At 65.7% G+C, this 15378-nt stretch carries 10 protein-coding genes and 5 pseudogenes; 5 read left to right on the plus strand and 10 right to left on the minus strand.

Annotated features, from left to right (window positions below; translation table 11 throughout):
• Positions 1–13: 13 nt before the first annotated feature.
• Together ACIBNA_RS35445 and ACIBNA_RS35450 are read left to right on the plus strand one after the other, a co-directional pair.
• Complete coding sequence (locus ACIBNA_RS35445) at positions 14–814, plus strand: serine hydrolase domain-containing protein (protein ID WP_399169285.1); 801 nt, start codon at positions 14–16, stop codon at positions 812–814.
• A gap of 329 nt (positions 815–1143) precedes the next feature.
• Positions 1144–1896, plus strand: a pseudogene (locus ACIBNA_RS35450) (transposase).
• Here ACIBNA_RS35450 and istB read toward each other — a convergent pair.
• The 5 genes and pseudogenes from istB to ACIBNA_RS35475 form a co-directional block, all read right to left on the minus strand.
• A complete protein-coding gene (gene istB, locus ACIBNA_RS35455) occupies positions 1842–2612 on the minus strand; it encodes an IS21-like element helper ATPase IstB (protein WP_399169286.1) in 771 nt (256 codons plus the stop codon). The pseudogene ACIBNA_RS35450 and the gene istB sit on opposite strands and share 55 nt — an antisense overlap.
• Positions 2613–2616: 4 nt before the next feature.
• Positions 2617–3975, minus strand: a pseudogene (gene istA / locus ACIBNA_RS35460) (IS21 family transposase); the annotation flags it as partial.
• 12 nt (positions 3976–3987) lie between these two features.
• Positions 3988–5203 (minus strand): annotated as a pseudogene (locus ACIBNA_RS35465) (IS256 family transposase).
• 1077 nt (positions 5204–6280) lie between these two features.
• Complete coding sequence (locus ACIBNA_RS35470) at positions 6281–8197, minus strand: hypothetical protein (protein WP_399169287.1); 1917 nt, start codon at positions 8195–8197, stop codon at positions 6281–6283.
• 481 nt (positions 8198–8678) lie between these two features.
• The gene (locus ACIBNA_RS35475) at positions 8679–9149 is read right to left on the minus strand and encodes a hypothetical protein (protein ID WP_399169288.1); all 471 of its coding nucleotides are present in this window, start codon (positions 9147–9149) and stop codon (positions 8679–8681) included.
• Positions 9150–9425: 276 nt separating this feature from the next.
• On the opposite strand from ACIBNA_RS35475, the gene ACIBNA_RS35480 reads away from it, so the two are divergent.
• Together ACIBNA_RS35480 and ACIBNA_RS35485 are read left to right on the plus strand one after the other, a co-directional pair.
• Positions 9426–10256, plus strand: a complete 831-nt coding sequence (locus tag ACIBNA_RS35480) for a DUF4231 domain-containing protein (RefSeq protein WP_399169289.1) — start codon at positions 9426–9428, stop codon at positions 10254–10256.
• Positions 10257–10374: 118 nt separating this feature from the next.
• Positions 10375–10554 (plus strand): annotated as a pseudogene (locus ACIBNA_RS35485) (DUF2637 domain-containing protein); the annotation flags it as partial.
• A gap of 213 nt (positions 10555–10767) precedes the next feature.
• On the opposite strand, the gene ACIBNA_RS35490 reads toward ACIBNA_RS35485, so the two are convergent.
• From ACIBNA_RS35490 to ACIBNA_RS35500, 3 genes are read right to left on the minus strand one after another with little or no spacing between them, the layout of a single operon-like run.
• On the minus strand, positions 10768–11556 hold the full coding sequence (locus ACIBNA_RS35490) for a hypothetical protein (RefSeq protein ID WP_399169290.1): 789 nt from the start codon (positions 11554–11556) through the stop codon (positions 10768–10770).
• Positions 11553–13598, minus strand: a complete 2046-nt coding sequence (locus ACIBNA_RS35495) for a hypothetical protein (protein ID WP_399169293.1) — start codon at positions 13596–13598, stop codon at positions 11553–11555. The genes ACIBNA_RS35490 and ACIBNA_RS35495 overlap by 4 nt, the downstream gene beginning before the upstream one ends.
• A gap of 35 nt (positions 13599–13633) precedes the next feature.
• Positions 13634–14056 (minus strand): hypothetical protein, encoded by a 423-nt coding sequence (locus ACIBNA_RS35500; protein WP_399169294.1) that lies wholly within the window; start codon positions 14054–14056, stop codon positions 13634–13636.
• 251 nt (positions 14057–14307) lie between these two features.
• Between ACIBNA_RS35500 and ACIBNA_RS35505 the strand changes: the two genes are divergently transcribed.
• Complete coding sequence (locus tag ACIBNA_RS35505; protein ID WP_399169296.1) at positions 14308–14862, plus strand: GNAT family N-acetyltransferase; 555 nt, start codon at positions 14308–14310, stop codon at positions 14860–14862.
• Here ACIBNA_RS35505 and ACIBNA_RS35510 read toward each other — a convergent pair.
• Together ACIBNA_RS35510 and ACIBNA_RS35515 are read right to left on the minus strand one after the other, a co-directional pair.
• A complete protein-coding gene (locus ACIBNA_RS35510) occupies positions 14823–15095 on the minus strand; it encodes a hypothetical protein (protein WP_399169297.1) in 273 nt (90 codons plus the stop codon). The two genes, ACIBNA_RS35505 and ACIBNA_RS35510, sit on opposite strands and share 40 nt — an antisense overlap.
• Before the next feature lie 15 nt (positions 15096–15110).
• Positions 15111–15284: pseudogene (locus ACIBNA_RS35515) on the minus strand (transposase family protein); the annotation flags it as partial.
• Between the last annotated feature and the right edge of the window lie 94 nt (positions 15285–15378).

Here is a 15378-nt window from a genome sequence, read left to right on the forward strand (position 1 = left end):
CGACGTTCCTCGTGTGACCGGCGGACATGATCCCGACGCATACGTGGAGCTGGGATCCTTCACCAAGGTTTTGACCGGAACCGTCCTTGCCGTGCTTGTTAGGAACCACGTCGTGTCCCTCGACGACCCGGTCGAGCGGTGGCTGAGCGCCGCGCCGGGCACCGGCGTTACTCTCCGGCACCTGGCCGACCACACTTCCGGCCTTCCGCGGTTGCCTCCCGACACTGGCCTGTTCAACCCATACAGGGACTTCACGCAGGCTCGGCTCAACGAGTTGGTGGGTCGTCTCGACAGCCTGCTCACCACGCGCCCGGGCGAGCGTGAGGAGTATTCGAACCTCGGGTACGCCGTGCTCGGCGCGGCACTGACGTCGGCCGCCGACCGGAGCTACGAGGAACTGGTCAATGATCACGTGCTCGCGCCACTCGGCCTGCCCACGGTAACGGTGACCGCCAGACCACCCATGGACCAGCGCCTGCTGGCGTCGAGCTGGTTCGGCCGCCCCTCGAAGCCATGGGACCTGACCGGAGCCATCCTGCCCGCCGGCGGCATGTGGGCCAGCACACGCTCAGCCGCGCGCCTGCTAACCGGACTCGCCGTCGACAAGACCCTTGGTGAGCCCGCGCTCACCTGGCGCCGGGTCGGGGAGCGGCCGTTGACCTACCACAACGGCGCCACCCGGAAATCCCGGATCTTCGCTGGAGCGATACACGACGGACGCTGGGTGGTCGTTCATCGCCTCTCCGGATCCATCAAAGGCACGGACCGGGCCGGAATAGACGAGCTGCGTGCAGCAGCGAAAAGGAGTGGATGATGCGGCGCCAGCTGGAGACCCGTGTCAAGCCGGTCCGGGAGCGACTGGTCTCCGGGGCCAGGTACTGCAGCCGCAGCTCATACGATCGTCGACCGGGGCAGGCCGGACATGATCGTCGAGGACAACGCCGTCTGCTTCCCCGGCCTCGGGGAACAACGGAACAGCCATTAGTACTCCAGTCTGACTTCGCGATCTTGTCGCGGACCCGGCTGGGAACGGGGACGGCCACCGCCTGATCATCGGGGGTTATGTGGACTCCTGAAGATCGTGCGGTGGCCGCAGGGCATAGCGTAGACCCTGCACGTTGGTGGGCGATGTTCGAGCAGGTCATGGCCCGGATCGCGGGCCGATTCCGGCGGGTGGAACCCAGGGCTGCGGCCCGCGCCTACCTGCTCGGCCTGCTCTCGGACACCGAATGGAAGAACTGCTGGCAGCTGGCCGAACGGGCGGGCCATAGCCGGCCCGGGCCGATGCAGCGCCTGCTGCGCTACGCCCGCTGGGACGCCGATGCTGTCCGCGGCGACCTTCGTGCCTCACCGCCGAACAACTCGGCGCCGACGGCGCCGTTCTCGTGGTCGACGAGACGGGCTTCGTGAAGAAGGGCCGGGCTTCGGCGGGCGTGCAACGGCAGTAAACAGGCACCGCGGGCCGCATCAAAACGCCCAGGTCGGCGTGTTCCTCGCGCTGGCCACCAGCCGGGACGGGCCCTGATAGACCGTCGGCTCTACTTGCCCGAGCACTCCTGGTGCTCTGATCCCGAACGCCGGCACACGGCCGGGATCCCCAAGGACATCCAGTTCGCCACCAAGCCCCAACTAGCCGGGGAGATGATCGCCGCAGCGCTGGACGCCGGGATCACCGCCTTCTGGGCAACCGGCGACGAAGCCTACGGCCAGGACCCTCAACTCCGCTTCGCCCTCGAGGCACGCGGCATCGGCTACGTGATGGCCGTCGCCTGCTCGACGCGGGTGATGTCCGCGTACTCGTCTGAGTGCACCACCGAGTACGAAGTTATGTGCACCACTGCTCAGGCCACGTCGGTGTCCCGTTCGATGGCCTGGAGACGGTTCTTGAGCCGGTAGCTGTTGCCGTTGATCGAGACGACTTCGCAGTGGTGCAGGAGGCGGTCGAGGATCGCGGTGGCCAGGATCTCGTCGCCGAAGACCTGGCCCCATTCGCCGAAGGTCTTGTTCGAGGTCAGGATGATCGAGCCCTTCTCGTAGCGCTTGGAGATGACCTGGAAGACCAGGTTCGCCTCGGCCCGCTCCAGCGGCTGGTAGCCCACCTCGCCGACCACGAGGACGCTGGGGCGGAGGTAACTGGTGAGCTTGCTGATCAGTCGGCCCTGGTCCTCGGCGGCTTTGAGGTGGCGGACCATGTCGTCGAGGCTGGTGAAGTAGATCGAGTAGCCGGCCCGGCAGCCCGCGACGGCCAGGGCGACGGCGATGTGCGTCTTGCCGACCCCGGGCGGCCCGAGCAGAGCGACGTTGGCCTTGTCCTCGACGAAGGAGAGGGTGGCCAGGTCCTTGACCTTGCGCGGGTCGAGGTCGGGCTGGAAGGAGAAGTCGTAGTCTTCCAGTGTCTTGTGGTGCGGCAGCTTCGACAGCCGCAGGCCGTTGCGGAAGCGGCGGTCGTCGCGGACGGCGACTTCCTCGACCAGCACCAGGTTGAGGAAGTCGAGGTAGCCGATCTTGGCCTCGTCGGCCCGCTGGACGTACTGGTTCAGGGCCTCGGCCAGGTGCGGCAGGCCGAGCTTGGCTGCGGTGGTGCGGATGCGGGTGCTGGTCAGCTCGCTCAACGGGCTTCCTTGGTGGGGCGGGTGAGGTGAAGGGACGGGTGCCGGTCAGCTCGTCATAGACCGACAGCGGGCGGCGGCCGACCTCAACGTTTGCGGCGGCGGCCCGGTTCAGCAGAGCCTGCAGCGGTCCGGTATCCGGCCCGGCCGACTGGCTGCGGCGGGCAGCGGGCAGAGCGTCGCCGGTGGTGACGCGGCGGCCGGCGCCGGTGGGCAGTCCGTCCCAGTGCGTCTCATCCACGATGCGGGCGCCTCGGCCAACGGCCCGCCGATGGACGGCCAGAAGCGTCTGACCACTGGCATCAGGAACAGTGGAATACAGCGTGACCTGGGCCTTCGTTGCTCGGACTTCGACCAGTTGGCGGGGGCGGACCTTGCGGGCGGGAACGGAGTAGAGGTTCGCGTCGAAGGCGACCAGGCAGTCCTTGCCGACGTGCCGCAGATGCCGCTGAGTGACCACATACGGGGTCGCCGGCAGCGGGCGGAAAGCCATGTGGTCGCGCACGGCCCGGTGCCCGATGACCTCGCCGTGGGTGCCGTGGACCTTCGCTCGCCGCAGCGGGACCCAGGCGGCGAACGCGGCGTTCATCTCCTCGATGGAGGAGAAGGCCCGGCCGGCCAGGACGTGGTCGCGGACGATGTACACCTGTCGCTCGACCCGGCCCTTGCCCTGCGGGCGATAGGCGGCCAGCACGTCGATGTCGAAGTCGTAGTGCCCGGCGAAGGCGACCGCCTCCGGATGCAGCGGAACCGCCTCACCGGGGGCGACGTGCCGGCGCACGACCGTCTTGGTGCGGTCATAGACGATGCTCATCGGCACCCCGCCGAAGTGCGCGAACGCGGCCCGGTGGCAGTCGAAGAACGTGGCCAGGTCCTGGCTGGTGGTGAAGCAGCAGAACGGATCACGCGAGTACGACAGCGTCATGTGGAAGGAGTAGACCTTCGGGATACCGACATGGGCGAGGACCTTGCCCTCGTCTCCCCAGTCGACCTGGGCCTGAGCACCGGGAACCACCTCGAACCGCCGGTGCAGGCCCGCCAACTCACCCGGGCTGATGCCCAGTTCCTCCGCGATCCGGGGCCGGGCTACCTGCAGATAGAGCTTCACCCGCTGGTAGTTGATCGTGACCCCGTACTCCTGGGCCAGACGCTCGTGGATCACCCTTCCCTTGAGCAGGATCTCCGACCTGAGCATCGCGTCAATCAGCGGCGCGACCTCGTCCACCACCCGCCGAGGCCGCTGATCCGCCGCTTCTCTCTTCGGCGGCGCAACCGAAGCTGGATCCTTGAGGTACTTGCTGACCGTCCGGCGGTTCAGCCCCGGGTCACGTCCGCCGGAGTGGTGTATCGACGGCCACTCGGTGATCTCGTTTTGAGGCTATGCGGTGAGTTCGGTGGGCATGACGGTCTCGTCGGTTTCTGACTCGATCGGGTGGAGGCGGGCCTTAGCCAGCAGGTCGAGTCCCATGTAACGGCGGGCCTCGGTCCACTCGTCGTTCTGCTCGGCCAGGACCGCGCCGACGAGCCGGATCACGGCGGTGCGGTCAGGGAAGATGCCGACCACGTCGGTGCGGCGGCGGATCTCCTTGTTCAGCCGCTCCTGTGGATTGTTCGACCAGATTTGCCGCCAGATCTCACGCGGGAAGCCGGCGAAGGCCAGCAGGTCGTGCTGGGCGGCGTCCAAGTGGGCTGCGGCTTTGGGGAACTTGGCCTCCAGCGCGTCCAGGACGTGCCGCATCTGGGCCTTCACGGCGTCTGTGTCGGGCTGTTCGAAGACGGTTCGCAGCAGGGTCGCCACCCAGGGCTGGGCCGACTTGGGGACCTGGCTCAGCAGGTTTCTGGCGTAGTGGGTCCGGCATCGCTGCCAGGACGCGCCGGGCAGAACGGCACCGATGGCGTCGACGAGGCCGGCGTGGGCGTCGGAGATGACGAGCTGGACGCCGGTCAGGCCGCGGGCGATGAGTGAGCGCAGGAAGGCGAGCCAGCCGGCGCCGTCCTCGGCCGTGGCGACGTCGATGCCGAAGATTTCGCGGTGTCCGTCGGCGTTGACGCCGACCGCGATCAGCGCGTGGACGTTGATGATGCGGCCGCCTTCGCGGACCTTCTGGGTCAGTGCGTCGACCCAAACGAACGCATACGGCCCGGCGTCCAGGGGCCGGTTGCGGAAGGCGGCGACCTGCTCGTCCAGGTGCTTGGCCATCGCGCTGACCTGGGACTTCGACAGCTGGGTGACGTCGAGGGACTAGGCGAGCTTCTCGACCCGCCCGGTTGCTGACACCGAGCAGGTAGGCGGTGGCGACCACCGAAATGAGGGCCTGCTCGGCCCGACGACGGCGTTCGAGGAGTCAGTGCGGGAAGTAACTGCCGGACCTGAGCTTGGGGATAGCGAGTTCGACGGTGCCGGCTCGTGTGTCCCACTCGCGTGGGCGATAGCCGTTGCGGTGGTTGACTCTCGCGTCGCTGACCTGCCCGTATTCGGCGTTGCAGAGCGCGTCGGCGAACGTCTTGACCATCGCGCGCAGCAGACCGGGACTCGCCGCTGCGAGGCTGTCCTCGGCGAGGGCGTGCAGGGGCAGACTGTCTGGTGCGGTCATCGTGCTGATCCCCTTCGAGGCTTCGACATCTCGAAGATCAGCCGGTGGCCGTTCATCTATGCGGGCACCATCCCGATGCCGGAGCAAACCCCCAGATCAGGTCGAACCCGTACACCACTTCCCGGGACGCAACCCAGCCCCGTCTCCTTCGCGATCTCCCGCAGGCTCATCGCACCGAACTCGTACAGCGGACGAAACCGCCTCAACTCCAGCCAGCGATGTGGGTCCAAGACCACCGTCAGCCGCCTCTTTGCGTCCCGAACCGACAGCAGCAGACTCACGGCCGGCGCCCCGTCACCGCATCATGAAGGGTGCACTTTCATCCGTACGAGGTGGTGCACGTTCGCTTGTACGCCGACAGGTGACGATCAACCACGGCCGAACTGCCGTCCGTGCAGACACCGTCGCCGGCCGTCTGCCCGCCACGGCCCTGGCAGCGGCACAGCGCCGGCAACGGTGCGAAGGGGGCCGCGGTTCTACGACTGGGCCTGGATTTACATCGGCACCGGCAGCCACCGCCACCTGCTCATCCGCCGCAACCGGTCCACCGGTGAACTCGCCTTCTACCTGTGCTGGTCACCCACCGAAGTAGCCCTGTCCGAACTGGTCCGCGTCGCAGGCATCCGCTGGAGCGTGGAGGATGCTTCCAGGCTGCCAAGGGCCAGGTCGGCCTCGACCACTACCAAGTCAGGCACGGGACCTCATGACACCGCGACTTCACGCTCGCCATGCTCGCCCTGGCCTTCTTGACTGCTCTCGCCGCCGACCCGGCACCGCAGCGGCCCGCCCATCCGCACCAGCAATCCCATCGCGTTGACCGTCCCGGAGATCCGCCGCCTCTTCGGCGCCGTCTTCCACACGCCCACCCTGCCAGCGGGCAGAATCCTGCACTGGTCCAACTGGCGCAGACGCCACCAGGCAGCAGCCCGACGCAGCCACTACCGACGACGGACCACCGACGAACCTGCTGGGTAGATCACGAAACCACACTGGAACTATTAGGCGCCCCGCGTGTGCGAATCGCTCGGGCGGAGCACGGAAAGTACTTGAGGAAATCCCGGTGCGCCATGCCCGTGCCTACGACGAGGCCGTAGCTGTTGAAGCCCGGGTGGTGCGACGAGTCCGCCAGTAGCTTGCGGCGTCCTGACCTTCCTGCATTGCAGTGAACTCGTCCGACTGTTGCCCGAGTGCGGCAGCGGGCGCCGTTCCCTGAACGTAGGACTCGAGACCGCGGTTGAGCGCGCTGCGGCTCAGGAACTCGGCGTACTCGCGCACGGACGCGACAATCGGAAAGCTGGCGGGGTTGCCGTGCACCAAGGCGTTGCGGACACGGTTCCGTCTGGCCTTCAACACGGCACCCTCGGCGGTGTAGTTCGCGATCAGGGCGCTGTACTCGGCATGGTCGCTCACGCTGGCGAACATTCGCCTGATCCAGGCACGCTCGGACTCGATGCGGCACAGCGAGAGGAGATCACCGCAGCGGTCGGCGACGAACAGAATCCAGGGGCGTGACGGTTTGTCCGCGAGCCACTCTCGGGTGAGTTCGCTGCGCAGTGCACTCTGGTTCCCGCCGCCGAGCAGGCACATACCAACGGCTCGCTGCACGTCGGTAAGCCACCTAGCGTGTGGCCAGCGCTCGCCGAGGAGGTTGAACAGGTCGTTGGGGGCGAGCGCAGCGTGTGCCGCGATGTGTTGCACCACACGGTCCGCGAGGGGGATCACGCTGCTGGTATCTGCTTCGGACGGCTTGCGCATCGCCATGGCGCGGCTGAACGGGTGGTCGGCGGCGGTCTGCACCTCGAGTGCGGCCGCGAGGAATCGGGGAAGCTCCTCGCGGGCCAGCGCCGAGGCGATGCGCGGCCCATGTTTCTTGATCGCGTCCGCGGTAATGCTTTCACCGTAACGATCATCGGGGAAGCTGGCCTCGCGTCGGGAGACAAGCCAGCTGATAGGGCCGACCTTGCCGGAACGCAGAACCCCGTACTGGGCGAGGTGCGGGCGGACCCCACCGGAGTTGTGGATCGAGACGTTGAGGATCGTGTTCACCACGTGAACGGCACGCTCCAACGCGTCGGCTGCCGTGGTCGTGCCGAGGTCGACGCGCACCAGGAAGTCGACGTCGGACTCCTCGTCGGCCATCTTTGCGACCTTGAAGATGTCGCCGTGCTGCACCAGCTCCCAAAGCTCCGCCTTGTGTTCGAAGTCCTGGCCCTCGGGGCTGGCGTTGGGTACCGCCCAGTGGGCATTGATGAAGGACACCCGCCCAGCGGAAAGGTGCAGGAAAGCCTCGCCCTGGTAGCCGAGCCACACCACGACCGGCTCGACTTGGGCCGGAGTGCCGATGTGGGTTCGGGCGCTTGCTATCCGCTCCGGCAGCGGCACGTTCTTCTGACCGATGGGGATGTCGTGGGGGTCGCGGCCGAATGCGACGATCGAGACCAGGTCGCGGAAGATCCGGTCAGCGTTGAGGCCCCGCCTGCGCAGCTGGTCGAAGAGCAGTTCGGCGATGGGGCGGTACTCCCGGCCCTCCAGGGTGCGGTCCTGAGCGGTGGCCACGAGGTCATCCCAGCTGGAGCGGACGGCTTCGTCTACCTCGAGCGCTTCGAGGAGATCCTTCGCGGTCCCGGTGACGTTGGTCCAGCAGACGTCGGTGCGGGTACCCGGAGGCTGCTTCAAGATCGCCGCGGGGCTTCCGGTGAGCTGCGAGAAGGCGGTTCGAAACCGTTCGAGTGGTGCGGCGATGCGCGCAAGGAGCGAGGTGCCAAGCGCGCCGACGGACTCGTCGAGGTCGAGCTGTAGCGATTTTCGGTTGGCGGAGTTCTTCCAGGCGTCGACGCCGCTGGCAAGCTCCACCCACTGCATGACTTCCTCTGCGAGCACCGTGAGCGGTACCACGGTGCTGACACCGTGGCGGCGGTCGAGCGATGAGACAAGAGACTTCAGCCAGTCCGGATCGTCGGCGGACCAGTGGTCACTGACGTTGTAATCGATCATCACTGTGGCCGCCCACCTCTCGTGCGATCCTCGCAGCCGGCCGGATGGGCTGCTTCGTCATGCCCCCGTCAGGATACGGGGCACGCTCGGCCGTAGACGAAGGGCTACGGCGTCGCCTGTCCGCGGGCGCCCCGCATCGTCCCGGCCGCAGAGGAAGGGAAAACCGGCGGCCTCATGGGGAGGGGGTCTGCTGGCTGCGCTCCTGATCGAACAGCGAGCGCACGCTATGCACCTACCGATGACTCAGACGCAAAGCTCACTGCATTCCCTCGGGCGAGCGCGATACCCTCTGCGCGGCCGCCTGTCGCCACGCCGCCTGGGCGAACGGCAGTTCTTCGGGCTTCTGCCCCAGGCGCACCAGTGTCCAGGCCACCTCGTACGGGATCGAATGCCCCCGGGCCGCCATCAGCCGGTGCACACGCCACTGCGTCACGGGCGCAAGCAGTCACCGGACACTTCTGGTCTTCAAGACGCCCCCACCTCAGCTCTCGGGTTGGACCACGAGACGATCGTCGAGCACGATCGTGAGCTCGTTTCCGTCGGCCTCAGCAACCGACGTCACATGAGCGAGAGCACGAGTGATCGCCTCACCCACACGCGCAGCAATAGCTTTGTCCAGAGTGGAGTAGTTCCAGCTGGATCTCCAAGCCCCGAACTGGATGTCAAAGCAGCGGTCCAGCAGTGCAGCGAGGCTGCTGCCGGAGATCCGGACCACGATCATGCCGTCGGCCTCGCAGGTGATCTCCTCCTCGGCAGCAGGCCGGAAGACGTGTGAGTCCCGGTGGGTGGCACTCTTCTCGAACTCCTCGACAAAGTACGCCCAGGTGTCCTGGTGGCAGCGCATCTGTGCCGTACCAATGCCGACTGCGACCCGTAGGTTCTCTGCGTGGCTCGGCCCCGACGGTTCCTCATCCAGATCCGACTTGCCGGCGAACCGGTCCCACAGCCCCATACGCCCCTCCTCGGTCACACTCTTTTCGCGACCCAGCACGTCACCCGCGCCGGCCGCACGAACCAGCCGATGCTACTGGTGGTCACTGCGCACCCTGCGTCGATCCGAGAAGCCATCGACTCGCACCTCGGCGACTTTCGGCCAAGTGTTCATGGCGAGGTGTACTGGTGCCGCCTGACGTACTTAGGGTGACTGCCGCGCTCGACACGGATCAAGCCGAAGTCACCCGCAGCGCGAGTAGCGGCTACGTCCGCATGTACACGGGGGAGACACGCTGTGGCCCGACTGACCGAAGCCGAAATCACCGCGCTGGAGAGTGAGTACAGGGAAAAGAGCAGGGCCTACGACCATGCTCTGGAAAATCTGAAGGCCACACGCTTCCAGCGGCGGATGTACTATCTGATCGCCTTCGGCTCCATGATCCTGACCGGCCTCCTGGGCTATACGGTCGTCATCGGACTCTGGGAAGAGAAGCCGACCTTCACTCGGTGGGCAGGTCTCATCATCGTGGCAGTCCTGTGGGTCGCCGCGGGCGTCATGCTGATGTCCAACCGGAAGACCAAGGTCGACCACACGTCCGAACTGCGCCAGAAGCTCGCGGAGAAGCAGAACGCCGCAGCGGCGCTCCCTCTCGACTCCGAGGCCGCACTGCGGATCTACCGGGAGTCGACGCTTGAACTGATGGACGCATACCGGGTCAGGGCAACCCGCAACCGGCGCGTGAACAACGCACTCCAGGCGCTCATCATCGCCGGGTCGATCGTCGCTTCAACCTTGGTCGCCATGGACAACAACATCACGCCGCTGAACCTGGCAGCCACCATCCTCAGCGCCACAGTCGGCGTGTCCGCCGGCCTGTCGGGCTACTTCAAGTTCCGTGAGCGCGGCTTCAACCTGCAGTCCACCGCGGACGAACTCGAGAAGCACTACACCGCGGTCCAGTTCCACCTCGACGAGTACGAGTCCGTCGATCCCTCCCTCACTCCCGAGGAGGGCGAGAAGGAACGACTGCGGCGGTTCGCGCGCCTCGTGGAAAAGATCAAGGAAGAGCAGCGCAAGCGGGAACTGCAACTGGAACAGTCACCTGAGCAACAGCGGAACCAGTGATAGGACCTTCGCATGCAACAGGCTCGTTGCATGCCAGTACAGGGCCAGACCTCGTCTGACCTCTACTGAAGCCATCAGTACGGGATAGCAACACCCTTAACAGACAAGCGATATAACGATCGGCATCGACGCGGGCATCTGCGTCCTGCTGGCCTTGGACCTGCTCCTCACCTGGATCAGGATCCCCTTCCCGCTGTTGCGCCAGACGGCGTGGCTCCTGACGGCGGCGACGATCGCCTTCAACGGCGCTGCCCTATGTAGGTCGTTCATCCTGTCCGTTGTCCACGGAGAAGCACCCCCACCCACCCAGAGACCTCAGCCGACGAGGACCCGCACCATGCATCGGTACGGGCCCTCTGTCTTGATCTCGATTACTTAGCGTGATCTCATTCGAGGCAAGCCAGCATGGGCCTCGGCGGCCGTCCTGGTTGGCTTGCAGCCGAGGGTGGGCTTCTCCCCTCCTCCACCCTGTGAAAGCCCCTCCCGTGAGCCGCTGGCGCCCCAGAGGACCTCAGTCCGACTCGATGCACCGGCCAGGCGCCGGGGTGCTCTCCTTGCCGTTGACGGCTGCCTCGCCAGTTCCTGCCCTACGCACACCAAGGTGGTCGAGGGTGCGGTTCATGACTTGGAGCACGAGCGACAGAGACTCCTCATCTTCGATGATGTTGAATACTTCCTCGATCTTCCGGCGCACAAGGATCTTTTCATCCGTGGTCTGATCGAGCTTCGCGGCATGGAGTGATTTCTGCAGCTCAGCGAAAGCACCAAGAATCGACTCGACCTTTGCCTTGGGGTCTCCTGCGGCGAACTGAAGATCGGCATACCGGTTGACCCACCAGACAGGCCCGAGTGCCGGGTCTGTGAGCCGATCGAGCAGCAGATCAAGTTTTACCGACTCTCTGGCGTAGGAAGAACGCAGAACCGTTTCTTCTTCAGCCCTCTGCAACGCTACCCGCCTCGTCGGCTTGGGGATGCGGAGCCTGACGTGTGCTTCAGTCCGGACTCGCCCTTCGCCATCCCAGAGTTCTCGGCTAAGCAAGGCATTCATGGCGTCTTGTGCGGCGGAGCGGTCCAAGATTCGGTAGCTGCGGGCGACGCCCCCCAATTCTTCTCTCAGGAGGTTCCGCACCATCGCGTCAGGAAGAAGCGGTCGGGGAGCCGAAGAATCGAGATTGAGCCACCATTGATAACGAATCACCGCATCGTAGTGCAGCCCACGGTCTCCGCTTTCCAAAGACGCGGAGAAGGAGCGGCGATCAGAGATTCGCCGCTCCTTCAGCCAGTTGAGAATCCGAATCACTGCGTTCCGTGCTCCGGCTCACTCGGGTTGCGAGGATGCGGCTCCCCGGATTCACTCCCCCGCGGCTCGGCGAGGGGATCGTGCTCTACCTCAACATCCTGGATGAAATCGGTGAGGAGTGCGTCAATCAAAGCATCCTTCAGCGGCCCCTTGGCCTTGACCACAGCCTTGATGAAGGGGGCGCCAATCCCCATGGTCCTGCCTAGCGCAATGATGAGATCGACCACCGGCCCAGCGGGCAGACAGTCACCTTCCGCGCCCGCTCGCCAGCTCAGCAGAACTTGTTGAGCCTGGGCGGGGTCCTCGCTGTACCGAATGACGTGCTGCCAGGCTTCGAACAGGCGCTGCCGGATTGCTTCTCCGGCCTCTCCGGGCTTTGTCAATGCCACTGCGAGTGGTTCGTTCTCCAGCTGGTCCGCACTCGGCGGAACGCTGAAGACGTCGAAGAAAACCTGCCGATCCGTTCCGATCGACTTCCCTGCGTTCGTGATCCAGGTGACGACGGTGTCGGTTACGAGAGGCGCGAGCTCGTCGTCAACAGCCAGTGCGCGCACAGCGTTGAGAGCTTCCTTACGCGCCTCATCGGTGCCCGGGGAGTTGAGGATGTAGCGCGCCCGGGTCAGAGCCTGGCTGGGGTAGGCCTTTCCGAAGGGGCCCGAACAGGCTCGGGCGACAGTGCACTGGCGTTCCGGCCACTTCTTCCTGTCTGCCCAGGTGGCCAGTTCGGCCCTTACCTGACTCCCGAGAGCAGGGTGCACTGCGAGTTCGGACAAGAGGTCGCCGACAAGTCCCTGGTGCCGCTTATTGCTGTCGCTGAGCCACCCCTTCGCCAGATCGAAGATCGGAGTAACCCCCACAGTCTCCGCGAGCTGCGTCAAAGCTGCGGCAATTGCGTCGAGGTGGTTCTTGGCCGGGCCCTGGCTGATGTCCTGGAGCCACTGCGTCAGCACTTCTTCGGTCAGTTGCCGGTGCTTCGTCCACACGTACCGAAGGATCGCCGGCCCCTGCGATTCATGGACGAGAGATGCGGTGCCTGTGACCGCATCGAAGGATATTTCTGCCGGTTCGAGGCGTTTTGGCGCGTCCGGCATCGCGAGGAGCCCGCCTTCGAGCTTCGGAAATTTGATCTTCGGCGCGTCAAGGAGGAGATCCGCGCTGTTGAGCACCACCTCAGCGGGTGCCTTATTCAGGAAGGCTCCCGCGATGCGGATGGCTCTGGTCTCGACCCCTTCGCTGCCCCCGCCGAACCAGTCAGTACTCAGGTGGCTTTCCCAGCCCCGGTACTCATCGAGGGCGTCTGTATCCCTGATGCCCTTGGCCTTTGCGATGATCAACGCAAGCCGAACAGCCTCACCGGGTGCACAATCCTGCGGCAGGAGGCCGTGGAACACGCTCTCCTTGTCGTCGATCCACCCGGAGCGATCCCGCGTCTGTCCGTCGCTTTCCAGGTACTTCCTGACGACGATTGTGGGGCTGGGGCGGTCGATCTCGGTCACAAGGATCTCAGGCTGGGGTCCACTGGATCGAGCCTGGGACCAGGCAGCCTTCGTCGTGACGATGACCATGCAGCTGCCTGCCTTGCGCAGGGTGGACGCGTAGGTCACGAGGCCGCTGTAGAAGGCCTCGGGAAGCGGCTGCGTGACGCTCCTCAAATTGAGGAGATATCCCGCTCCGCGCTCCTCGGGCAGGCAGTCCACGTCAGGTTCGTCCCAGTCAGGAAGCAGCTCAAACACACGATCGCTGGCTACGTTCGTGGCCGCGAGCAGCCGCAGTCCGGCGGACCGGCAGCCATGCTTTTCGGGTGCGAGCAGGACCACGATGTGGACGTTGGCCATGCCCCCGAAGTGCAGCCGGACGGCCTGTGAGGCCTTGTCGAAGTTGTCGCCCGGACTCACGAAGCGGTTCGCTGGCATCAGCTTGTCCGGATTGACCGGGCGAGGCCGGAGGTGGCGCAGCCCGGTCAGGTAGTTCGTGATGTTGTTGTCCCGACCAGCGATGTTCTGATCACCGCGGACGAAGTTGCCCTTGACGTCCTGTTTCACTGTGGGGTCGGTCGGAGGCGGTGTGGGCGACGACATCAGCGAGCGCCTCCGAAGTTGTTGTCCCGGCCAGCGATGTTCTGGTTACCGAGGACGAAGTTGTTCTTGACGTCCTGGTTCACTGCGGGAACGGCCGGAGCTTCCACGCCTCGCGCCTTCAGAACATCGATGAGCTCCTGGAGCGCGTCCGGCTCGTCGTCGACGCAGGAAGCCAGGATTTCGCGCACCTGTGGCTGCACGGCACTGATCATGACCGGCCTCTGGTCAGGCTCAGCAGCCGCCACTACCTGTTCCAGCGAGTCGAGACGAGCGAGCGTCTCTGCCTCACCCTCCGCTCCGTCACCGCGACGGCGACGCCGGAATGAGGCGAAGCTCTGAAGGGCAGGTTTCCAGAATTCGGTGCCCATGGCTCCCCCCATGGCGGCGGCGGCTGTGAGCAGAAGATCGGCCGGTGTCGTCATGTCAGCTCCCCCATGTATGTCTGCCGCAGTTCGGCTCCGTGCTCGAACAGCCTGCCGTTAATTGCGACTTGTACGGGGATGATATGTCCACGGCGGTTGCATGGGGCACTGAGCACACACAGTGGCCGGATTTTGTTGATCTCGCTTGTGACCGGGCAGCTCCAGAGGAACACGAGCCGTCTGACCGCGCCTTGAAGCTGGCGCGGGCCGAGCCTGTCTTCTTGCGACGGGAGGGCTCTAGCCTGGCCGCCATGGCGATCGATGTCGTATCCCTGACACACCACGACGGCGAAGAGGCAGCCGCGCTGCTGAAGGAGTTGTGTGACGCGTACGCGGATGCGTACGGGGTGGAGCCAGGAGAGGACAAGACAGCCGCGTTTCACCGCCGGGCGGAGAAGCAGTTCGCGCGACCCGGTTTCACTCTGGTGACGGCACGGGACGAGGGCCAGCTGGTCGGGTTTGTCTTCGGCTTCACCCTTCCAGCCGGGGATACGCACTGGTGGGGCGGGGTGCAGCCGGAGCCCACGGCGGAGTTCTTGCAGGAGACCGGGTCGCGGACGTGGGTGCTGTCGGAGATCGAGGTGCGGCGGGCCTGGCAGGGCAGGGGGGTAGGCCGGGCGCTGCATGACGCGGCGCTGGGCGCGCGGGGCGAGGAGCGGGCGACGCTGGCGACGGGCCCGGATGCTGCGGCGCAGCCGGTGTATGAGTCGTGGGGGTGGCGGCGGGTGGGCCGGATTCCCGGGGATGAAGGGGACTACTACTCGGCCTACGACTTGTTCGTTCTGGAGCTGCCGGTCAGCCGGTAGTGGGCCAGGAGGTCGTCGAGTGTGCGGACGGCCCGGCTGCGCTGCCAGGGGGTGAGGGCGGTGCGGAGGTCGGCGATGCGCTGGGTGATGCGCGGGGAGCGGTTGACGCCGGAGATGCGGGCTATGTCGCCGACGATGGTGCTGGCCTCGGCGATGTCGCCCTGCTGGAGGTGGGCCTGGCTCTGCAGGGCGAGGGTGTGGGCGTAGTTGTGCACGTTGGTGGGGTCGATCATGGGCAGTGAGCGTTTTCAGCGTTGACGCTCCAGGGTGAGGACGGCAGCGGCCATGACCGTCATGCGGTTAGGGCTGCAGCGGGCTCTGCGGAAGACGCGCCAGGACTTCAGTCTCGCGACGCTTCGTTCGACCGGTGCTCGTGCCGCTGACAGGGCCCGGTTGATCGTCCGCTGGGTCGCGGTGAGGTCCTAGGTGTGCTGTCCCGGGACGTTGGTGACGGGCGACACGCCTTGAGTGGTCCTTGAACGGGGTGAGGGCCCCTGGTTTCGGTGTGGATTGCGA

It is taken from the genome of Streptomyces sp. NPDC050164 (assembly GCF_044459945.1).
Lineage (GTDB): Bacteria > Actinomycetota > Actinomycetes > Streptomycetales > Streptomycetaceae > Streptomyces > Streptomyces coeruleorubidus_A.

What these genes read in the sequence shown, in the direction of transcription:
- ACIBNA_RS35470 (WP_399169287.1), bottom strand. Translation starts at nt 8,197, where the DNA reads ATGATCGATTACAACGTCAGTGACCACTGGTCCGCCGACGATCCGGAC.
- ACIBNA_RS35510 (WP_399169297.1), bottom strand. Translation starts at nt 15,095, where the DNA reads ATGATCGACCCCACCAACGTGCACAACTACGCCCACACCCTCGCCCTG.
- ACIBNA_RS35500 (WP_399169294.1), bottom strand. Translation starts at nt 14,056, where the DNA reads ATGACGACACCGGCCGATCTTCTGCTCACAGCCGCCGCCGCCATGGGG.
- ACIBNA_RS35475 (WP_399169288.1), bottom strand. Translation starts at nt 9,149, where the DNA reads ATGGGGCTGTGGGACCGGTTCGCCGGCAAGTCGGATCTGGATGAGGAA.
- ACIBNA_RS35505 (WP_399169296.1), top strand. Translation starts at nt 14,308, where the DNA reads ATGGCGATCGATGTCGTATCCCTGACACACCACGACGGCGAAGAGGCA.